The following is a 22,032-nucleotide window of genomic DNA, read 5'->3' on the forward strand; positions in this document are numbered from 1 at the left end:
TTCGTTAAAAATTAGAGGTGATAGTATTGAAAAGCAATGAAATTAAAGAAGCTGCTCTTAAATATTTTACGATTCATGGTTATGAAGGAGCATCCCTTTCGCAAATAGCTGAAGAAGTCGGCATGAGAAAGCAATCAATTTACGCTCATTTTAAAGGGAAGGACGATCTTTTTCTGAACGTTTTGCGTGATGCTAAAGAAACGGAGCTAACTTCCAAACTTCAATATTTCAGTAAAGTCGATGCAGAGAATCCTGAAAAGGATTTATACGGATTCTTACAACTGATCGTCGATCTTTTCCAAAAAAATGAGCATGTAAAGTTTTGGCTGCGCATGTCTTTTTTTCCGCCAGCTCACTTGGAAAAAGCCATTACTGAGGAAGTCGTGGACATCGAGGAAAAGGTCCAGGTCATACTTGAAGAAAAATTTCAGGCTTGGATCGATGACGGGTTAATTATCAAAGAGGAAGTGATCACGCCTACATTCGCTTTCTTGGGAGTAGTCGATTCGATTATGCTGGAGCTTGTTTACGGCAATGATCAGAAACGGCTGAATGATAAAATAGCAGCATCCTGGACGGTTTTTTGGAGAGGGGTATCGCATAAATGATTTACATGGGAAAGAGGTGTTAATACATGGTTAAACCAATTAAAGAACAAAAGGCGGTATTGATCATACTGCTAAGCAATATTTTCATTGCCTTTCTAGGAATCGGGCTCATTATCCCCGTCATGCCATCCTTGATGAACATTATGCACTTAACGGGAAGTACGATGGGCTATCTTGTGGCTGTATTTGCGGTATCACAACTGGTTATGTCCCCGTTCGCAGGTCGTTGGGTCGATCGTTACGGCAGAAAGAAGATTATCATTATCGGCATATTCCTTTTTGGTGTTTCCGAGCTTATCTTTGGTTTAGGCACGAATGTTTCCGTGTTTTATCTGTCAAGGATTCTTGGAGGAATAAGTGCAGCCTTCATTATGCCGGGTGTTACTGCATATGTTGCAGATATCACTTCCGTTCAGGAACGTCCAAAAGCGATGGGGTATATTTCTGCCGCCATTAGCTTGGGCTTTATTATAGGACCGGGCATCGGCGGGTTCGTTGCTGAATACGGAATACGTTTGCCGTTCTTCCTTGCGGCACTGATTGCCTTTATAGCTTGCCTTACATCCATTTTTATTTTAAAAGAGCCGCTGACGAAAGAACAGCTTGCAGCAGTTTCTGCTGATGTAGGGAAAACGAATTTTATGACCGATTTAAAAAAATCGCTAAATCCGCTTTACTTTATTGCCTTCATTCTAGTATTTGTACTAGCATTTGGATTATCGGCATATGAAACTGTTTTTAGCCTATTTTCTGATCATAAGTTCGGTTTCACGCCGAAGGATATTGCAACGATCATTACAATTAGCTCAATCTTCGGAGTGGTTGTCCAAGTATTCATGTTCGGAAAAATGGTTGATATTCTCGGCGAAAAGAAACTAATCCAATTATGCTTGATCGTCGGTGCCATATTTGCAGTGGCCTCCACCTTGATCTCGAGCTATATGGCCGTGTTGGTGGTGACATGCTTTATCTTCCTTGCCTTTGACTTGCTTCGTCCGGCATTGACGACATTTTTATCAAAAGCGGGCGGTAAAGAGCAAGGTTTCGTTGCGGGTATGAACTCAACCTATACGAGTTTAGGGAATATAGTCGGGCCGGCAATGGGCGGGATACTGTTTGACATAAACATCCACTATCCTTATCTTTTTGCTGCGGTCATTATCGTGATTGGTCTAGGCATTACAGTCATCTGGAAGGAAAAGCGATTGGCAGAAAGCTTAGCGCGATGATTCGGTCCTTTTCGTGCGATCTCTTTTTATCCTGAAACAAAGCCCCCTTGTCCAAATGGCAAGGGGGCTTTCTGCTTTTGACTAAGCGGTATTGGATAAATGGCGAAGCGTATCAAACATATTCGCATGATCGACAGGAAGATATAGTGATGCTAGTTTTTACGGTAAAAGGGTTGGATGCATCACAAGCGGGTATACTTCCTTTCAATTTTCTTTAGCTCATCTGATAGTCCGAATAAGGTGTGTAAGACAGCAGTTTGGATATATAGATTCATATAATTATCGTTGCTCTTCTTTTGGAAGGATAAATCATGCTTTTCATCGATTATTGTAGTGATGCACTCATTAATTTCACTCCACAATTCTTGCATTCTATCTTTCGTTTTAGTCTCCATAATCTCCCACTCCTTTTTTTATCATTCTATCCACTCTATTAAATACTTATACTTATTTTCACTCATTTTCATCCACTAATTTCCGACAAGATATAAGACATCTCTCATTCATGCTCGAGGATTGTCATATATATGGTGAGGATTCCGTACCATTGCGTTCAAAAAATGAAATATGATTTCAGTCACAAGAAATCCGAAGTAGAAGAAAAAGGGTTTTTCGACACAATAATTGTAAATACATTACAAATTGACTAAATTTATATTGCTAATAATCCTTGTAGTAACATATAATTCAGAATATACGTAAAATTCTTTAAATTATATGGTCGCAGGAGAGTTGAGATCTGACACCATATGAAATGAAGATTTTTATAGTAAATCAATCGTTCCAATGAGAGGAGATGGAAAATGAAAGCGCTTAAATCGGTCATTCTTTGGGGGATCATATCCGCTGTCGGTGCGGTGAGCTTTGGTTTCGTCGCTTTAAATCGCGGGGAAAGCATTAACGCCATGTGGATTGTCACTGCAGCACTTTGTGTTTATTCTATTGCCTATCGCTTTTATAGTAAATTCATTGCACAGAAAGTGTTTGAGCTGGATGATGATCGCCAGACACCATCAGAAGCGAATAATGATGGGAAGGACTACGTGCCTACGAATAAATGGGTATTGTTTGGTCACCATTTTGCAGCGATTGCTGGAGCGGGACCTCTCGTTGGCCCCATTCTCGCAGCCCAGATGGGATATTTACCAGGGACGCTATGGCTTGTAGTCGGAGTTGTGTTGGCTGGTGCCGTCCAGGATTTCATCATTCTTTTCGGCTCGATGCGCCGTAATGGTAAATCCTTGGGAGAGATGATCAAAGAGGAAATTGGGCCCGTTACAGGCTTGATAGCCATGGTTGGAATTCTTGGCATCATGATCATCTTATTGGCGGTACTTGCCCTCGTTGTCGTAAAGGCACTGGTCGGGAGCCCTTGGGGTATGTTCACGATTGCAGCGACGATACCGATTGCCGTACTTATGGGCATCTACATGCGCTATATAAGGCCCGGCCGGGTTGGTGAAGGGTCCATTATTGGCATCATCTTATTGATGCTTGCTTTGTATTTCGGTCGTTTTGTAGCGGAAAGCGCGACATTGGCGCCGATGTTCACATTCAATGGCGAAACGATTGCCATTATGTTGATTGTTTACGGATTCGTTGCTTCTGTATTGCCGGTATGGATGTTATTGGCCCCGCGTGATTACTTAAGTACATTCTTGAAAATCGGAACGATCATCGGTTTGGCGCTTGGTATCTTCATCGTCATGCCAAGCCTTGAAATGCCTGCAGTCACTCAATTCGTTGATGGAACTGGACCCGTATTCGCCGGAAATTTATTCCCGTTCCTATTCATTACGATCGCTTGTGGAGCGGTATCGGGATTCCATGCACTCGTTTCATCTGGTACAACTCCTAAAATGATTGAACGCGAATCCCATGCACGTCCAATCGGGTACGGAGCGATGCTGACTGAATCGTTTGTAGCCATCATGGCAATGATCGCAGCCTGCGTACTGACTCCAGGGATTTACTTTGCGATTAACAGCCCAGGCGCGGTTGTCGGAACGGAGCCGGCCCAAGTTGCGGCGACGATATCGGATTGGGGTTTTATTTTGACCCCTGAGATGATTACAGATCTTGCAGATGATGTAGGAGAAGAGACCATTTTATCTCGTACTGGAGGGGCGCCGACCTTTGCGATCGGGATGGCCCATATCTTCTCGCAAGTTATCGGCGGAGCCTCGCTGATGGCGTTTTGGTATCACTTTGCGATTCTGTTCGAGGCGTTGTTCATATTGACGACCATTGATGCAGGAACAAGGGTGGGGCGTTTCATGATCCAGGATATTATCGGCACATTTTACAAGCCATTTTCCGAAACGAATAGATGGCTCCCTAATATTATTGCCACGGCCATTTGTGTAATCGGTTGGGGATACTTCCTTTATCAAGGGGTCATCGACCCGCTTGGCGGAATCAATACCCTTTGGCCGTTGTTTGGAATTGCCAATCAGATGCTTGCCGCCATTGCGTTGCTGCTAGGGACGACAGTCCTGTTCAAGATGGGCAAAAAAGCGTACACATGGGTCACGCTTTTACCTACTACATTCATATTGATAGTGACTATGACGGCTGGTTGGCAAAAGCTGTTTCACGAAAACCCGGCGATCGGCTTTTTAGCGCATAAGGATAAATTTAAAGCGGCCTATGAGAAAGGGGAAATCCTTGCCCCTGCAAAAGATTTAGCCGAGATGAAGCAGGTCATCGTCAATGACTATGTGGATGCTACACTTTGTGCCATCTTCATGATCGTTGTAATCACCGTCCTTATTTCTGCAATAAAACTGTGGATAAAAGTGCTGAAGAACCAGAGAATAGATTTGCATGAATCGCCTTATGTATCGAGAAAGACATCATAAGGGAGGGGTGGCAATGTTGAAAAGATTGATCAAGATACTCAGCTACAGAAAACAGTTTGTCAGTTTACTTGTCGGTGTGCCCAGCTATGATACCTATGTGGCACACATGGAGGTTCATCATCCACAAGATCCCGTAAAGACCAGGAAGGAATTTTTCTGTGAAGCGCAAGATGAACGCTATAATGCAAAGGGTGGCAAAGTGTCTAGATGCTGTTAATTGATTATACGTTTGAAGGCTCCTCGATTTTGAGGGGCCTTTTTTTGCGTATGAGTGTAGTGGGAAGTAAGCAGTATTATCACGCTTTATTTATATTGATGTAAGGTAACCTTACACCGAGGTATTTAAATGGAAAAAATATATTGAATTTATAGAATATTAAGTATATGATAAAAAATATAACATATATTGTTAGAAAACATAACATATATAAAATAAGGGGGATAAATAATATGCAAATGGCGGATTCGGTTTTTATGTTTTTGGCTACGATGATGGTTTGGCTAATGACACCAGGGATTGCCCTGTTTTACGGGGGGATGGTGAAAAGTAAAAATGTCCTGAATACGGCCATGCATAGTTACATGCCGCTGGCTGTCATTTCGATTCTTTGGGTGTTAATTGGATATTCGTTATCGTTTTCACCGGGAAATACGCTCATGGGAGGGCTGGATTGGGTTGGATTAAAGGATGTAGGCTTTGAACCTGGTCCATATAGCGAAACTATTCCTCATAGCTTATTCATGTTATTCCAAATGACTTTTGCCGTTTTAACTGTATCAATCATTGCAGGTGGGATTGCCGAACGGATGAAGTTTTCAGCATTTTTAATTTTTACGATCCTGTGGTCTTTATTGGTATACGCACCGGTTGCTCACTGGGTATGGGGAGGCGGCTGGCTTGCGCAGCTTGGTACGCTTGATTTTGCAGGGGGCAACGTTGTTCATATTTCTTCAGGAGTTGCCGGTTTGGTTTTAGCGATCATGATAGGGAAAAGGAAAGAATCGGGCGACAGTGCGCCGCATAATCTCCCCTTAACGTTCCTTGGAGGATCATTAATCTGGTTCGGCTGGTACGGTTTTAACGTTGGAAGCGCCTTGACGATCAATGCAGTGGCGATGACGGTATTCGTCAATACAGCCGTTGCCGCAGCGGCTGGCATCATAGGCTGGCTGATCGTTGAGTACATGGCTAATAAAAAGGCGACATTGCTTGGAGCAGTATCCGGAGCGATTTCCGGGTTAGTTGCCATTACACCAGCTTGTGGATTCGTGACGCCTGCATCCTCCATCATTATAGGAGTCGTCGGTGGAGCCATTTGCTTCTGGGGCGTATTCTTCTTGAAGAATAAGTTGGGTTACGACGATGCACTGGACGCTTTCGGGTTGCACGGGATAGGTGGAACATGGGGCGGCATCGCTACAGGTTTATTCGCAACGACTTCCGTTAACGAAGCTGGTGCAAATGGATTGTTTTATGGGGATTTCAACTTACTGTGGAAGCAGCTTGTAGCAATCATTGCGACATATATTTTCGTTGCCTTGGTCACTTATGTCATCGCTAAAGCCATTAACGTGTTCGTTCCATTACGTGTCAGTGAAGAAGATGAGTCAATGGGATTGGATCTTACACTTCATGGAGAAAAAGCCTATCATGAATCAATATAAAAGGAGGGTGGCTATATGTCAGAGGTTTTAACGAAAATAGAAATCATTACACGTCCAATCAAGTTTGAGCAATTCAAAGCCGAACTAGCAAAAATAGGGGTAAGCGGCATGACTGTATCGGAAGTGAAGGGAACGGGTCTTCAAAAAAGCTATGTAGAATCGTACAGAGGCAAAAATCGGGAAATGTTCTTGCACGACCGCTTGAAAATCGAAATCGTCGTTTGTGAAGTTCCAGTTCAGGAAGTTGTGGACGTAGCACGAAAATTCCTAAGCACAGGTAAACCCGGTGACGGTAAGATTTTCATTTATGAATTGGCGAATGTGGTGAATATCCGCACCGGAAAAGAAGGACATGATGCGCTGAAGAACGAGTTTTAAGGCGAAAACAGACCATTATTTGAAGGATTCAGTAGAATGAAGATTGAAGAAAGGGAGCAAAAAAAATGGGGAGACTGGTCCGAATCGTTAATGCGAAGAAACAGAAGATTGCCGCTACTCTCATTTCAGAAGGAATTTATCAACCAGATGATCGATCTTTTTTATTGGATTTGCCATTAAAGAATCTAGAGGAAATTTTGTCGCTTCGAACTAAATCGTCCTTCCGCAATCCCCGTTTAAATAAATAAAGCATCAGCCGTTCCCCTGGAGCGGCTTCTTTTTGCTTATTGCATCCATCACATCAACGGCTTTGGTTATGATGTATTGATGAAAATAATCGTTTGAAGAACCGTTTTCTTGAATCACCCATGGAAATCCGGGAGTTTTCCAACTATAATGGGTAAGGACATAAATTCTAATCCGATTTTTTTGCTTTTTTTGACGCTTTTCGCTTAGTTACTTCCATTTTTCTTTATTTTGCAAAAAGTGAAGGGGTAACGTCTTTAAAAATCGGTGCAATTTATTACGAGGATTCTCTTACATGGAGAAATTATTAATATGTTTTATTAAGAGGTGAAGGGAAATGGACCAATTTACGGTCGAATCCGTTTTAAATATCATCAGGGAGTTTGTACCGAAGGATGCTTCAATTTCCGTGGCTGATTCTGAGAAATACATTTATTATCAGCCGAGCAAGCAAGTCGATTTAAGGATAAAACCGGGTGATTTAATAAGTGAAAATACAGCTACGTACAAGGCATTGAGTGTCCGTAAAAAAATCGGGGTGCAAGTTGAGAGTAATGTATTTGGCGTACCTTACTATGGGTTGAGTGTACCGATCATGAATGAGGGCAATCCTCTAGGGGCGGTCACGGCGATTTTGCCATCAAAGCCATTAATTTTACCTACATCATTCCTGACCATTAAAATAGATGACCGCTGGATTCCGCTTCCGTATGATGAAATTATGTATTTAGAAGCACAAAACAGGAAGACGAAAATTCAGTCCGAAGTTGTGAGTGGATATCATAAAATGAACTTAAGTGACTTGGAATTCATATTACCGAGCGATTTATTCATTCGGGTGCATCGTTCTTATATCGTCAATATCAATTATATTCAAGAAATCCTTCCTGATTTTCATTCAACATTTTTACTTATAATGAAGGACAGTTCCAAAATCCAAGTCAGTCAAACATATGCAAGTCAATTCAGGAGAGCACTCGGTTTTTAGTGCTCTCCTTTATGTGATGAAAATGCTGTCTGATGCCCAAATTAAGGCATTTCATTCGGAAATGAATGTGACAATTACACTGGATTGATAAAATTGAGTGTAAGAAATGCAAGAAATGGGGGTTTTTCAGATGAAAGAAAGCGTTCTCAATAAAATCCGCAATGAACAATTCAAGGGGAAGGTTGTTACAGCGGAGGAAGCAGCTTCATGGATTAAAGATGGGATGAAGCTTGGTATGAGTGGATTCACTCGTGCTGGTGATGCTAAAGTAATCCCAATGGCTCTAGTTGAAAGGGCTAAAACTGAAAAGTTTAAAGTTGATGTTTATACGGGCGCATCGTTGGGGCCGGAAGTCGACCAACATATGGCGGAAGCCGGTATCATCCATAAACGCTTACCGTTTCAAGCGGATAAAGGTATTCGAAATAAAATCAATGCCGATGAAGTCACGTATGTGGATCAGCATTTATCTCATACAGCTGAACAGGTTCGTCAAGGGATTGTTGGACCTATCGATTTTGCAATCATCGAAGCATTGGCTATTACGGAGGAAGGGTTAATCATCCCGACAACTTCTGTAGGTAACTCGGCCATCTTCGTTCAAGAAGCTAAACATGTAATCATTGAATTGAACGTGTCTCATCCAGAAGGATTGGAGGGCATGCATGATATATATATACCAGCTAGACAAGGGGAACGCGAACCCATTCCGATGACTGGCATAAGCGATCGCCTAGGCTCCATCGGCATCCCGGTTGACCCAGAAAAGGTAAAGGGGATCGTCGTTTCAACAGATCTTGATGCACCTTCGACAATTGTGCCACCTGATGAGGAAACAGCAACCATTGCCAATCATCTGATAAATTTCCTTCGTGAAGAAATCAAGGCTGGTCGTTTATCGGAAAGTCTTGCACCGCTTCAATCAGGTGTCGGGTCTGTAGCAAATGCCGTATTCGCCGGTTTTTTGAATTCTGAATTTACAGATTTGGAAGTATACTCAGAAGTGCTGCAAGATGCGGTATTCGATTTAATCGATGCTGGGAAAGTTAAATTCGCTTCAGGGTGTTCCATTACTTTAGCTGAAGAAAAAGGAAAACAAGTTTACGGTAATCTTGATAAATATCGTGATAAACTCGTTCTGCGGCCGCAAGAAATATCCAATCATCCTGAAATTATCCGTCGTCTCGGTTTGATTTCAATCAATACAGCGTTAGAGTGTGACATTTACGGCAACGTAAACTCCACGCACGTTTCTGGGTCAAGAATGATGAATGGAATTGGTGGTTCAGGAGATTTTGCACGAAACTCACGCCTCGGTATTTTCGTAACGAAGTCATATGCAAAAGGCGGAAATATATCCAGTATCGTTCCTTTCGTTTCTCATGTGGATCACACTGAGCATGATGTGGATGTATTAGTGACAGAGCAGGGCATCGCTGACCTACGCGGTCTGGCACCAAAAGAGCGCGTGGAATTAATCATCGAAAACTGTGCACATCCTGACTACCGTCCGCAGCTTCGTGCATATTTCACGGAAGCCGTCGCGTTAACTGGGGGACACCAAACCCCGCATATTCTTGAAAAAGCATTCTCATGGCATACGAACCTAATGAAAAATGGTACGATGCTTGAAGCAGTCCTTCAAGTTTAGAAAATAAATGTCAAAGCCAGGCTTAAAATGTACCCTATAGAATAGATACTTTGAAAAAAGTCTATCCTGTAGGGTACTTTTGTTGAATTTCCATTGCCCATAGTTTTTGGAGGGTTTGTAATTAGACCGTTTCATTCCACCGCAGGCGCTCCCTTATCCAGAGGCGGTCCGTGAGCCTCCTCGGCTTTTAGCCTGCGAGTTCTTACGAAGACACGCATTTCCCGCAGGAGTGTCGCCGCCTTCCGTTTCATTCCACTCTGTGTAAAAACGAAAGTTGAATCCAGATTGCTCACAGTTTTGGAGGACTTGGAAATTGAAAGTTTCATAGCACTACAGGCACTTAGATTTCCAGAGGCGGTCCTGAAGTATCCTCGGCTTTAGCCTGCGAGTTCTTACGAAGACGTGCATTTCCCGCAGGAGTGTCGCACCGCACCCTCTGTTTCAATCCACTCTAAATTGGCTACACTAAGTTAGACAATTATTATAAGGGTCAGTAGTTTAACAAAGACTACGATAAAATGAAATTTTTCTATGACTATACGCGAAGTTTGAACATTCACCCGACGATTAATGAACAAATGGTACAACAAAAGAGAAGTCCACGCAAAGTAATGAAAAGTGAGTATGACGGAAGATAAAGTGGAACTCCAGAAATGCGCCTACCAGGTTTCAAGAAGTCATTGGTCGATGAGAAAGAGCCAGGCCTCGTGTCCACTTATACGATTGTCCAGTTTAAACCTCATGGCTCAACCTGTAACGAATCGAAACGAATATGGGTATTACTGGTAGAATTTCGAACGAGCTGTTAAAATAAGTGAGAAGTAATAGACGTGGTGCACAATGTTAGTAAGTGGCTATGCAAAAAAAGGGAAGATTACGTCGGTGCTTCTAAGCTCATTTTTCCTGAAAAATAATTGATTCAACATGCTTAATTAACAGAAGGAAAGGGAATTGTATCATGAGGCTTTTTCTTTTATTATTGTAGTTATATACATTCGAGATATGGAAGTATGGTAAACTGCTAACAATGAACGATTATCATACATAGGTTTTTCGTCATGATATTGTTTCGATATAAATGAGGAGTTATATAGAATGGCTAGTGTGGAGGAGATAATTTGTTCAAACAAAAACTGCATTTTTGGACGTTAGAGTTACTATTATTATCTTTACTTTTTTATGTTGGTACAAAGATTTCTTTTCTTTTTGAACCAATCGTGATTTTTACTTCAACTTTGTTCTTCCCAATTTTGATATCAGGTTTTCTCTACTTTTTGTTCAACCCAACTGTGGATTTCCTTGCTAAAAGGAGAGTGCCAAGGGGATTGGCGATATTATTGCTTTACGTATTTTTCCTTGGGTTGATCAGTTTGTTGGTTGGCCTGGTTGGACCGTCTCTTTCCAAACAGGTTACCGATTTAATCAATAATCTTCCGGAATACTTCAATCAAACAAGGAAATTCATTGAAGATTCGGCTCAGTCAAAATGGTTTTTGTGGACGATGGAACAAGATTATGTAGATTTGCAAAAAGTAGGAGATACTCTGCAAAAATATTTGACGGATTTACCTACTAATATAACGAACAGTTTATCTTCCGTTTTCAGCGTAGTCACGAACATTACATTAGTGGTGGTGACGGTTCCTTTCATCCTGTTTTATATGTTGAAGGATGGAGATAAACTTCCGAGCGCGATCATGAAATTCGTACCGGTTGGATACAGGAAGCCGGCTTTAACGGTTCTTCAGGAAACGGGAGAAACGCTTACCACTTACATACAAGGGCAGATGCTTGTGTGCATGTTTGTTGGAATTGGAACATTCATAGGCTATTTAATCATTGATCTGCCATATGCATTCCTTTTTGCGCTGATTGGTGCCATTACAAATATCATTCCGTATGTGGGTCCCTTCATCGGGGCTGCTCCTGCAGTCATTGTGGGATTGATCCATTCGCCTACTCAAGCGTTATTGGTCATTCTCGTTATCACGATCATCCAGCAGCTGGACGGTAATGTGATTTCGCCTTTAGTCATCGGAAAGAAATTGAACACACATCCGCTTACCATCATCATCTTATTGCTAGTTGCTGGAAACATTGCCGGTATTATCGGGATGATTTTGGCCGTTCCAACATATTCCGTTGTTAAAACGATTGTATTGAATATCGTAAAATTCATCAGGATCCGAAAAGAGGAAAAGCTTGAAGAAGAAATATTGGAATGAAAAAAAGGGACCGGCTCATATGAGCCGGTCCCTTTGCCGTTAAGATTACAAGCCTAAAGAAATGTATTTCACTTCCAGGAATTCATCGATGCCTTGGTGACCGCCTTCGCGGCCGAGCCCGCTCTGCTTGAATCCGCCAAATGGGGCTTGTGGAACGGAAGGAAGCCCATCGTTCAACCCGACTATACCGAATTCGAGTGCCTCGGTGAATTTGATCCCCTTGGTGATATTTTCAGTGAAAACATATGCTGCCAAACCGAAGATGGAGTCGTTGGCCCTTTTGATCGCTTCTTCATCAGTCTTGAAGGAGGCGATGGGAGCTAACGGTCCGAACGTCTCTTCCTTCATGCAAAGCATGCTGTCATCAATGTTGGAAAGTATGGTCGGTTCAAGGAAAAGGCCGCCGATAGCTTTCCCGCCAGTTTCGAGTTTAGCTCCGCTGCTGATTGCTTCATTAATTTGATTTTGTACCTTATCGACAGCATTTTGGTCGATGAGCGGACCGATATCGACGCCATCTTCCAAGCCGTTTCCTACTTTTAGTTCCTTGACCTTAGCTACAAGTTTTTCAATGAAGGCTTCTTGAATGGCTTCGTGGACATAAATGCGATTTGAACAGACACATGTTTGTCCTGCATTACGGAATTTGGAACTGATGATGCCATCGACGGCTTTATTAAGGTCGGCATCCTCAAGAACGATTGCTGGTGCATGGCCTCCAAGTTCTAGCGAGATTTTCTTAACCGTGTCAGCTGATCCCCTCATGAGAGTTTTACCGACTTCTGTAGAACCGGTAAACGTCAGTTTGCGGACCCTTGTATCTTGAAGCCAGGTTTCCCCAATTTCTGATGATTTGCCTGTCACGACGTTGATGACACCCTTTGGGATGCCAGCTTCTTCCGCTAATTCAGCCATCTTTAAAGCGGTGATTGGTGTTAAATTTGCCGGTTTAATGACCACTGTGCAGCCGACGGCAAGGGCAGGCGCGACTTTTCTGGTGATCATCGCTGCAGGGAAGTTCCAAGGCGTAATGACTGCAACAACCCCGACAGGCTGTTTAGTCACAAAAAGCCGCTTATTGGACACGGAAGCAGGGATCGTTTCGCCGTACACCCGTTTTCCTTCTTCGGCAAACCAAGATAAAAATCCGTTGGCATATGTCATTTCACCAAGAGCCTCTTTAAGGGGCTTGCCTTGTTCTTCCGTCATGATTTTAGCCAATTCTTCTTTATTATCATCAATTAAACGATGCCATTTCCAGATTAATTCAGCCCGTTCGTAGACCGAGAGTGCTGCCCAATCGGTTAATGCTTCATATGCGGCATCTGCAGCCTTCGCCGCTTCTGCTGCGCCGCCTTTTGGAACGGTGGCAACGACTTCGTTCGTTGCCGGGTTTGTTACTTCAATTTTGTCCAATCCAAAATTTGACCACTCACCATTAATGAATAATCCGTAATCCTTCATGATAAAACCTCCAATTTTTGGTTTAATCCTTTAAACTACAAAAACTCTCAACCTTATACCATACCTGTTACAAAAAAGTATAAACATTTTTTAACGGTTCTGAAATTTATTTGATTACTATTTTTATATGCTTATGGTCTTAGGATGTAAAGTCAATGAAGGGGAGGAGGGGCAACTGACTATCAAGGAGCTGCCGAAAAAAATACCGGCTAAGCACCGGTATCAATCTATCAATTTTCAAATGGTTTTATGAGGGCATAAAGGGCTCCAATCACGGGGAGCTTCAAACCAACCTTATCGGCAAGACGCAGCGCCCCTCCTTGTAAATGTTCCACTTCGAGCGTCAGGCCCTTCCGGCGATCTTGATGCATGGAAGAAGTGGACTCCTCCGGTAAAACTGCCATATTCTCCATACCTTGCGCAACATTCTGCCTGGTTAGCCCAATATCGTAAGCGTTTGCAAGTTCCATCATTTCAATAAGGGAATTTTCCAGTAATCCATTGGTTTCCGGAAAGCTCCGTATCGTGCCGATAGGAAGGTTGGATGCGGTAGTTACACCAGAAAAGGCGGTAATGAACATGTATTTGAGCCACATTCTGATCAAGATGTTATCCGTTTTGTTTACCGTCATGATAGCTGATTTTGCTGCTTGTTCAAATTCCTCACAAACCTTCGCCTGAGACGGGTGAAGCGCGCCATATACTAAATCATGATTATGATGGGAGTGAATGACATGGCCTTTTTCGTCAAGGGTGGCAATGATGAAGGCGCTGCCGCCCATCACGGCTTCCTCGCCAAGTGCAGCCTGCAAAATGGAGATATGCTCTAACCCATTCAAGAGCGGAAGGACCTTAGCGCCCTTATTCACTAGCACCTTTAAATCTGCGAGTGTGCCCTGAAGGTGCTGGCCTTTTACGGCAAGAATGACGAGGTCCGCTTTTTCGATATCATGCACGTTTTCAGAGATATGGAGTTCGTTGAATTGGTAGTTTCCGTGTGGGCTTGTTATACTAATGCCGTTTTCCTTCAATTGCTTGGCACGGCTTTTCCGGACCAGGAATTGAACATCCTGTCCGGTCTGCTGTAATCTTCCCCCGAAGTAGCAGCCGAGTGCCCCGGCTCCCATAATGACAATATTCAAAGTGAACACCTCTTTTTTGTAAGATGTACTCATCATACCATTGTCGTAATTTTCAGTAAATGTTAAACGTATTAGGGGAGTCATAATGCATGAAGGTGTTGAATTAGGGGAAATAAAAAACCAGCCTGATAGATTCAGGCTGGTGCTTATCATTATTTATAGATTTTTACTTTAACGGTCTTTCTGCCCCAATTGATAGCTTTTGAGTGAGAAGAGTAGAAGACGTCAATTTTATTTCCTTTGATTGCGCCGCCTTTATCTGCCGCAATGGCATCCCCGTATCCTTCTACATGGACTTTTGTTCCAAGTGGAATGACCTTAGGGTCGACTGAGATCGCTTTTACGTTAGGGTTTTTCTTTAGGTTTAGACCCGATGCTGTAATTCCGCTGCAGCCTTTGCAGTTCGCTGTGTAAGCTGTTGCCTTCACCGTGATCGTTTTATATTTTGATGATGACGATGATGTTTTAGCTTTAGGTTTAGCTGAGGTCGATGTTTTCTTGACCTTTAAAACTTGTTTTGGATGGATGTTATCTTTTTTCAGGTTGTTCCAACTTTTGAGTTGATTGACTGTTATATTATGTTTATTGGCGATACCCCATAGTGTGTCGCCGCTTTTGACTTTGTATGTAGTAGTAGCAGCCGATGAAACTCCGGAAAAACTAAATACCAGGAAGAAAGCAGTGAAAATTGGAAGTAGTATTTTTTTCAAAATGAATAGTCTCCTTTGTTTTAAATCGTAGACTTAGAATAACAGGTATATATGACAATAATGTTTCGGTGGAATAGTAATTGTGTTACAAAAACGTTTCTGTTGATAAATCGATGTAATATAAACTAGGTGAAAAGGACTTGGTGATGATTGATTTGGCCATGGTTTATATTGATTTATCATGTCGGTTTGAACGCTTTTTTTGTTAAATTAGTAGCGTATTTTGTTTAAATGTACAATATTTGGTTATATTACATTTGGTAAAAAGGTCCTATGCGTTTTTGTAAAAAAAACAATGCAATTATGACCGGATTATTGCTATATAATTGCTTGCATTCGAGAGCGGGGGAGGATGCGGCATCGATTTTAGGATGATTTAGGTTTTAATTACCACAATACTTGGATGCTTTTACTTTATCCGTTTCATTCCACTGCAGGCACTCCCTTTTCGCTGGCGGCCGGAGAGCCTCCTCGTCGCAAAAGCGCCTGCGGGGTCTCCCCTGGACCGCATTTCCCGCAGGAGTGTCGCGCCTTCCGTTGCATTCCACTCTGCATTTAAAACAAAGACAGCCCCAAATTGCCTACGGTTTTAGAGGATTTGAACCTTGCCAGTTGCATTTTGCAACAGAACAAAAGCTAGCAATCCTGTTGGTTTTCGAACTCGATCGTTCATGCGGAGAATGAAACTTTAGTAAAGTTTGATTTACTTGAGAGGAGACAAATGTTGAAGAAGAAATGAAACGTGGAGCAGATCGGAAATTTGAATTTGGTTCATCAGATAGTAGAAAAATAGTAATTAAAGCGCCTGGAAGAGTTGAAAAGTTAGACGACCTGTTACAGCCATTATCGAGGGCAATGAAACCTAAAAAAGCTGCCGTCTGCAAAGTTCAGACAGCAGCTTCTTCAAGTTATGAAATACATTAAGCTAAAGTAAATTCCGTTGCAAAATCAACTAGCATTTTTTGATATACGGCAACAGATTCGAGATTGACACATTCCTTGTCGCCATGCCAATTCTCGCCTTTTGGTCCAAATTCGATGGCAGGTATATCATATGCGGCAAAAAAGACAGTGTCAGCCGAACCGTGTTGTCCAAAAATGACGGCATCTTGGTTGGTGTTCTTTTTGATGACGGGACGGAGCAGTGAGATGAATGGGTCCGACTCTTCCGTTTTTACAGGTTTGCTGTACATATTGATGAAAATATTCTTACCCGTCACACTTTCAATTTGCGTAACGACTTCTTCCATTGTTTGTGTAGGGAGATAGCGGATATCCAGGCTGAGCAAGCAGGCATCCGGTACCTTATTGTAGACATCCCCGCCTTTTATTTTTGCTAGGTTAAGTGAAGGGGAGTCGTAAAGGGGGGTATGATCCTTTGTGAAAGGAAGCTCCTTTATTTTTTGATAGAGTTCATAAGCCTTCTCGATTGCGTTCACGCCTTCCCATGGGCGGCTTCCGTGTGCAGATTTACCAGATACTTCAATATCAAGGCGCAGGGCACCCTTTGCCTGAAGGCCAATTCCCAATTGGGTAGGCTCTGCACAAATTACAAAGTCCCCTCTATATCCATGTTTAGCTAAATACCCAGAACAGTTCAGCCCGCCAATTTCTTCATCGGATACAATCTGTAGCTGGATTTTCAAGCCTAAGTTCATATCTTTCAGTTCGGAAAATGCACACATCATTCCGGCCACCCCAGCTTTCATATCGGCTGCACCGCGTCCATATAAATGCCCTTCATGAATGCGAGGGAAAAATTGATCCGGAGTCCCGCTGACAACATCGACATGGCCATTCCAAATGACGGTTTTATCTCCGCTGCCAATCTCGCTAACGAGCATTTTATACCCATTATTAACGATTACATTGACGCTAAGTCCTTGCTTTTTAAGCCAATCCGCGCAGTATTCCACTGCCTCGTTGGCTCCTTGTTTCGACGAACTGTCAATCGATACTAAATCTTCAAGTAACTCGATGAGCAAAAATAAAACCTCCCAAAAATATGCATACTATCATTATATATACCCTTCCTTTCTAAGTAATAACTCGAAAAATTTTTCCTGTTACATAACGTTTAGTACTTCCACTTTATGGGGTATGTAAAGAAAGAGCGATAGTTTACATTCTTTAAGGAGGATGATAGAAATGGATAAACGTATAATTGGGGTATATGAAACTGGAGAAGAAGCCATTAGGGCAGTTGAGGCCTTGCAGGCCGATGGATATAACCGAGACGATATATCGGTAGTAGCGAAAGATAAAGAGGAATTAAGGGCAGTGAATGAAGAAACCGGTACAAAAGCCGAAGAGGGACTCGCAGCTGGTGCAGCGACCGGAGGTATTTTGGGCGGAGCAGCTGGTTTATTAGCAGGAGTGGGTGCATTGGCGATACCGGGAATTGGACCGGTACTGGCAGCAGGACCGCTTGCTGCCACATTGGCTGGTGCGGCTGTAGGTGCTGGTACAGGTGGTTTGGCCGGAACATTGATTGGGATGGGCTTACCGGAAGATGAGGCGAATCGATATGAAGCGGATGTGAAAAACGGCAAGCTGCTTGTGCTCGTCGATGCAGATGCGCGTAAATCGAATTCTTCTTACTCAGGTATTACAGAAACGGATGAAACGTTAGCGCACGGTAGAAGAACGCTTTGATAACAAGTGGAAAAGGACGGAAACCCTTTGGGGTCCGTCCTTTTTTTGTTAGAATATGAATTTACGTATCTCTTTATGCATTTCCTGTGATAAGGTATCCAGATCACTGGCAAGTGCATTTAATTGCTCCATGGAAGCGTTCGTTTGTTCGACTGAAGCGGAGACTTCTTCGGTTCCCGCCGCTGTTTCCTGACCGATCGAGTTTAATTGTTCTGCATTGCCGGCCATCCGAGTGACCTCTGATACCATATCGTTCATCATCGTTTTAATATCGTCAAAATTGCTGAATGTGTTGGCGATAATCGTTGCGATGTGACTGAAGGCATTTTCTGTATCCGTCACCGAAGTATCCTGGTGATGGATTTTTTGATTGACTTGGTCAATCAAATGTACTGTATTGTTTGTATCGGCTTGAATCGCTTGGATGATTTCCGAGATTTCCTTCAGCGAATGTTCCGTCTGCTCGGCCAACTTTTTCACTTCATTGGCTACCACGGCAAACCCTTTTCCGTGCTCACCAGCCCTGGCTGCTTCGATGGCGGCATTCAAGGCAAGTAAGTTAGTTTGTCCGGCTATCCCGCTTATCGTCTTTACAATCGCGCTAATATCATGCGAACGAGCATCCAATGATGTAACGGCTGTACTCATCTTCTTGGAGATAAGCGACGTTTCGTTGAATTGCTGTTTGAGGTCCTGCACTTGAGCGATGCCGTTTTCGGAAGCTTTGAACATGTTGTCGGATTCCAACGCCATTTTGCTTGTTTCTGCATCAAGATCATTAATTTTGTCTGCCAAAAGCTTTACGGCATTTTCATTATTTTGACCGACTTCAATTTGGTCTATTGCACCTGAAGCTATTTGTTCCATCGTCAAGGCGACCTCGTTTGCTGCAGCCGAATTCTCCTCTGCACTTGCCACTAGCGTCATGGAGGACTCGGATACTTTATCGGAAAGGGTATTGACCTTTCCTAACATCTGGCTCATATTTTGGGCCATCAAGTTCGTGTCTTCTGCAAGCTGTCCTATTTCATCGGTCCTTGAGATGGAATTTTTGGCTGTGAAATCGCCGCCAGCCATCCTCCGTATCGATTCTTGCAGCTTTTTAATCGGATTCGTCAAAGATCTGGTGATGAAGATGGCAGATAAGGCAGTGATGGTAAAGACGATCAACAAGGTGATGAGATTATCTTTGATCATCGGGCTTGCACGGACTATCACTTCATTTTCATCCATCAATCCAGCTATTCTCCATCCGGTAGTCGGGTTGATGGCGTAGCCGATGATCCGGTTTTTTCCTTCATATTCCTCGATCATCGAGCCGGATTCACTTTTCATTTTCTTGAACATGGACTCCTTGGATATGTCCTGTTGAATTTTCTCCTTATCCGGATGGGTAACGAAGGCTCCTTTTTTATCCAGCAAAACCGAATAACCGGTTTCACCGAACTTCGTTTGATTAATCATCTTGACCAATGTGTCGATTGAAATGTCGACACCGAGCACGCCGATTAATCGGTCACCATCATATATGGACTTTGCAGCAGTAATAACAAGTGTATTTGTAGCTTGATCTGTATAAGGTTCCGTCCAAATGGTTTCATTTTTTTCCTTCAACGCGGATTGATACCACTCTCTTTGCCTCGGGTCAAAGTCAGCTGGCAATTCAGCTTTAGGAAATATGATTGTTTTTCCCTCTTTCTCTGTGCCAAGATATAAGCCGTTTATTTCAGAATTGCTGGACTGTGTATGGGAAAACTCATCGAATATCAATTCAGGGTCCTTTTCGTAGGTACTCATGCTGGGATATTTACTGATCCTATCCAATTGATCTTCGGTTTTTTTGAAAAATATTTCAAATGATTCATTCAATGACTTGACCTGCTCTTTTGTCGTGTCAGTAAGCTCATGTGTCGTTAGTTCAATGCTGTTTTTATAGCTCATGTAAGCAATGGCCAATCCGCTGATCATAATCAATGCTAAAAAGGGAATCAATATTTGTTTTTTTAGCGAATTAAAATACCAATCTGTAATTTTGTTCATGGACAATGCTCCTTATATAGATCTAATTTAAATTTGGCTTCTATTAGATATTTCGGTGCGCATTCCCTTTTTTGAAGCTTGAATATAGAAAATGGCCATAATTAATTATGAAACTTGAGCCCCCGTACCATTGCAAGGATTCGGGAGCAGAAACAAATGAGAAAGAAGAGGAGACTGTATCAGTCACCTCTTCCGTAGGTAGCTTATTCGATTTGAATATTTTTCGTTCTGCCTATGTACCACGTGTAAAAAACGTCCGCATATTCAACGGGCACATCTTGGATTTTTGTGTGATGCACAGGCTTGGAGCGGTTGATCGTCTCGATGGTGGCTAGCCCGAAAACCTTCTGCAGCTTGGAGCGCTTCACTTCAATTTGAATGACCTTACTTCTTTTGGTTATGAAAAATGAGGTTCCTAAGCTTCCGGATTTAAACTGGACAAACTCGCCATTCAACAAGTAACGGCTACTTTTGTAATTGAGTATCCTCAACGTGTAAATGGCGACTAGTAAAATGAGCGAGATATACCATAACGCTGGTTTGAAAAGATAGATCGCGACTGTTGCAATAAGCCATAAAAAGCTCGGACGCAGCATCCTAATTTTGAATGCTTGTTTCGTGAGCGGCTTCATCACACGTTCCACCTTGTATGCAGGTAAAATCTCCTCTACCATCCCATAGGCCCGATTAACCGATAAAAAAGGATAGAGAACATTCGTATCAAGTTCTTCATCGCCAGTGCTTCCTGCGCTTATCAGTTTCACTTCGGCTAAACCTAGCATCCTTTTCATGATTGATTGGGTGATCACGACAGCTTGCACCTTTTCTTTTTGAATTGAAAAAGCAGATTCGTCCAGTACACCTTTCTTGATATGGATGCGCTCCTGATCGGATGAAATTTCATATTTTCCATATTTAACAAAGGTGGAAACGATTCCGAAGGTAACCGCTACACAGACGAGAGCCGTGATGGCGATGGTGACGATCCACCATGTATCCAATACCTTGGTAACGTATCCTCCGGCATTTTCCAAGTCAAAAAAGTCATCGAGTGTACTATATATCGTGGCCACAATCGGAATGAGGGCCAGAAAGCTTAGCGATGTAAAGGAAGCTTTCAGAACGTCTCGTTTGGTTGGTGTGAAATGAATCGTTTTTTTCGTAACTGGTTCCAAGTCTTCTGCAATTCGTTCCTCGGGAACCTCCGCATCGATAATCGAATTATGGTTTGATGAATGTGCCCGCTCTAGCCGTTCGGCCTCTTTTTGGGAAATCACCTCGAAAGCTACGCTACCCTCGTCGCCGCTAGTCCCCGTTTCGAATGTCAAGGAGGTCAAGCTGAAGATCCTGTGAAAAACGGTCGTCCGTCGTTGGACATTTTGCACCTTATGAAGCGGGATCGATCGATATGATTTCGAGATAAGCCCTGAGGTAATATGAATGGTGCCCTCCTTGATATGATAGTTATAGGTATACCATTTAAGGATGATCGACAAAACCCTCCAGGTTAAATAGATGAGAAAGGAGACTTGGAGTAGCTTCATATACGTTTTTTCGCTACCGAAGTTCAAAATATAAAGCATGATAATGAAAAAAATATTCCCTTTAAGCAATTTTCCTAATTCAAAAGGGATTTTGATGAAGTGAAGCCGTTTTGCCTTTTCTTCCATCGTCAATCCACTTCCTTAATTTTTGCGAAGTAGGCGATCTTGTCCCGTAATTCATAGGCTTCTTTCTCTGGGATGGCAGGAATGTCGTGAGAGTCGCCCATTGTGCCGATGCTTAGTGAGTATAGGTTGTATTTCCGTAACAAAGGACCTTGTTCCAGCTTGACGGATTGCACTTTCGTCATCGGTATGAGTTCATGCGTTTCATTCCAGGCGCCACGTTTTGTTTGGATGAATTCTTCATTCACATCGTAACGCCAATATTTTTGCAGCAAGGCTGGTTCAATGAAGATGGACCAGACAGAATGGAATAGTGATAGTACGACAAGTCCGTTTAACAGCCATCCGATCCAATCTTTCCAAGCAAAATAATCATCTGCAAATAGGAGAATGATAAGGACGGCAATAATAATGATATGGGTAATGGCTTCAGTCATCCGCCAGACTTTCACGGCTTGTTTGGAAATTTCCTTGGTTGGCGGCTTAATCTTTGTATACATAAA

At 42.6% G+C, this 22,032-nt stretch carries 20 protein-coding genes; 12 read left to right on the plus strand and 8 right to left on the minus strand.

The window, feature by feature from the left end; genetic code table 11:
• The first annotated feature begins 17 nt into the window (after positions 1 to 17).
• Positions 18 to 608 carry a TetR/AcrR family transcriptional regulator gene (locus ASU00_RS13395; protein ID WP_269085319.1) on the plus strand — a complete coding sequence of 197 codons (591 nt, stop codon included), beginning with the start codon at positions 18 to 20 and terminating at the stop codon, positions 606 to 608.
• A gap of 26 nt (positions 609 to 634) precedes the next feature.
• Positions 635 to 1,837: an MFS transporter gene (locus ASU00_RS13400; RefSeq protein WP_057913977.1), complete on the plus strand. Its 1,203-nt coding sequence runs from the start codon at positions 635 to 637 to the stop codon at positions 1,835 to 1,837.
• Positions 1,838 to 2,019: 182 nt separating this feature from the next.
• Here the strand turns inward: ASU00_RS13400 and ASU00_RS13405 are convergent, their stop codons facing one another.
• Positions 2,020 to 2,232, minus strand: a complete 213-nt coding sequence (locus ASU00_RS13405; protein WP_057913978.1) for a hypothetical protein — start codon at positions 2,230 to 2,232, stop codon at positions 2,020 to 2,022.
• Between the two features lie 408 nt (positions 2,233 to 2,640).
• Between ASU00_RS13405 and ASU00_RS13410 the strand changes: the two genes are divergently transcribed.
• The 8 genes from ASU00_RS13410 (at position 2,641) to ASU00_RS13445 (ending at position 11,851) form a co-directional block, all read left to right on the plus strand.
• The gene (locus ASU00_RS13410) at positions 2,641 to 4,698 is read left to right on the plus strand and encodes a carbon starvation CstA family protein (RefSeq protein WP_057913979.1); all 2,058 of its coding nucleotides are present in this window, start codon (positions 2,641 to 2,643) and stop codon (positions 4,696 to 4,698) included.
• 13 nt (positions 4,699 to 4,711) lie between these two features.
• Complete coding sequence (locus tag ASU00_RS13415) at positions 4,712 to 4,915, plus strand: YbdD/YjiX family protein (RefSeq protein WP_057913980.1); 204 nt, start codon at positions 4,712 to 4,714, stop codon at positions 4,913 to 4,915.
• Positions 4,916 to 5,148: 233 nt separating this feature from the next.
• A complete protein-coding gene (locus ASU00_RS13420) occupies positions 5,149 to 6,363 on the plus strand; it encodes an ammonium transporter (protein ID WP_057913981.1) in 1,215 nt (404 codons plus the stop codon).
• 15 nt (positions 6,364 to 6,378) lie between these two features.
• A complete protein-coding gene (locus ASU00_RS13425; protein WP_057913982.1) occupies positions 6,379 to 6,741 on the plus strand; it encodes a P-II family nitrogen regulator in 363 nt (120 codons plus the stop codon).
• 65 nt (positions 6,742 to 6,806) lie between these two features.
• A complete protein-coding gene (locus tag ASU00_RS13430; RefSeq protein WP_057913983.1) occupies positions 6,807 to 6,989 on the plus strand; it encodes a hypothetical protein in 183 nt (60 codons plus the stop codon).
• 335 nt (positions 6,990 to 7,324) lie between these two features.
• Entirely contained in the window at positions 7,325 to 7,975 is a 651-nt protein-coding gene (locus ASU00_RS13435; RefSeq protein ID WP_057913984.1) for a LytTR family DNA-binding domain-containing protein, read from the plus strand.
• A 130-nt stretch (positions 7,976 to 8,105) separates the two neighbouring features.
• On the plus strand, positions 8,106 to 9,626 hold the full coding sequence (locus tag ASU00_RS13440) for an acetyl-CoA hydrolase/transferase family protein (protein WP_057913985.1): 1,521 nt from the start codon (positions 8,106 to 8,108) through the stop codon (positions 9,624 to 9,626).
• Positions 9,627 to 10,744: 1,118 nt separating this feature from the next.
• Positions 10,745 to 11,851: an AI-2E family transporter gene (locus tag ASU00_RS13445; RefSeq protein WP_057913986.1), complete on the plus strand. Its 1,107-nt coding sequence runs from the start codon at positions 10,745 to 10,747 to the stop codon at positions 11,849 to 11,851.
• 45 nt (positions 11,852 to 11,896) lie between these two features.
• Here the strand turns inward: ASU00_RS13445 and ASU00_RS13450 are convergent, their stop codons facing one another.
• From ASU00_RS13450 to ASU00_RS13460, 3 genes are all read right to left on the minus strand, one after another.
• Positions 11,897 to 13,315 (minus strand): NAD-dependent succinate-semialdehyde dehydrogenase, encoded by a 1,419-nt coding sequence (locus tag ASU00_RS13450; protein ID WP_057913987.1) that lies wholly within the window; start codon positions 13,313 to 13,315, stop codon positions 11,897 to 11,899.
• A 230-nt stretch (positions 13,316 to 13,545) separates the two neighbouring features.
• Positions 13,546 to 14,466: a ketopantoate reductase family protein gene (locus ASU00_RS13455; RefSeq protein WP_330219541.1), complete on the minus strand. Its 921-nt coding sequence runs from the start codon at positions 14,464 to 14,466 to the stop codon at positions 13,546 to 13,548.
• A 143-nt stretch (positions 14,467 to 14,609) separates the two neighbouring features.
• Complete coding sequence (locus ASU00_RS13460) at positions 14,610 to 15,167, minus strand: 3D domain-containing protein (RefSeq protein ID WP_057913989.1); 558 nt, start codon at positions 15,165 to 15,167, stop codon at positions 14,610 to 14,612.
• A gap of 735 nt (positions 15,168 to 15,902) precedes the next feature.
• Between ASU00_RS13460 and ASU00_RS13465 the strand changes: the two genes are divergently transcribed.
• Positions 15,903 to 16,091, plus strand: a complete 189-nt coding sequence (locus ASU00_RS13465; protein ID WP_057913990.1) for a hypothetical protein — start codon at positions 15,903 to 15,905, stop codon at positions 16,089 to 16,091.
• On the opposite strand, the gene ASU00_RS13470 is transcribed toward ASU00_RS13465, so the two are convergent.
• Entirely contained in the window at positions 16,088 to 17,152 is a 1,065-nt protein-coding gene (locus ASU00_RS13470; protein WP_057913991.1) for a M20 family metallopeptidase, read from the minus strand. The genes ASU00_RS13465 and ASU00_RS13470 overlap by 4 nt on opposite strands.
• A 163-nt stretch (positions 17,153 to 17,315) precedes the next feature.
• Between ASU00_RS13470 and ASU00_RS13475 the strand changes: the two genes are divergently transcribed.
• Positions 17,316 to 17,822 (plus strand): general stress protein, encoded by a 507-nt coding sequence (locus ASU00_RS13475; protein WP_057913992.1) that lies wholly within the window; start codon positions 17,316 to 17,318, stop codon positions 17,820 to 17,822.
• A 48-nt stretch (positions 17,823 to 17,870) separates the two neighbouring features.
• On the opposite strand, the gene ASU00_RS13480 is transcribed toward ASU00_RS13475, so the two are convergent.
• The 3 genes from ASU00_RS13480 to ASU00_RS13490 form a co-directional block, all read right to left on the minus strand.
• On the minus strand, positions 17,871 to 19,862 hold the full coding sequence (locus tag ASU00_RS13480; RefSeq protein ID WP_057913993.1) for a methyl-accepting chemotaxis protein: 1,992 nt from the start codon (positions 19,860 to 19,862) through the stop codon (positions 17,871 to 17,873).
• Between the two features lie 203 nt (positions 19,863 to 20,065).
• Positions 20,066 to 21,532: a PH domain-containing protein gene (locus ASU00_RS13485; RefSeq protein ID WP_057913994.1), complete on the minus strand. Its 1,467-nt coding sequence runs from the start codon at positions 21,530 to 21,532 to the stop codon at positions 20,066 to 20,068.
• A gap of 2 nt (positions 21,533 to 21,534) precedes the next feature.
• Positions 21,535 to 22,029 (minus strand): PH domain-containing protein, encoded by a 495-nt coding sequence (locus ASU00_RS13490; protein WP_057913995.1) that lies wholly within the window; start codon positions 22,027 to 22,029, stop codon positions 21,535 to 21,537.
• Between the last annotated feature and the right edge of the window lie 3 nt (positions 22,030 to 22,032).

Source organism: Peribacillus muralis (assembly GCF_001439925.1).
Taxonomy (GTDB): domain Bacteria; phylum Bacillota; class Bacilli; order Bacillales; family DSM-1321; genus Peribacillus; species Peribacillus muralis.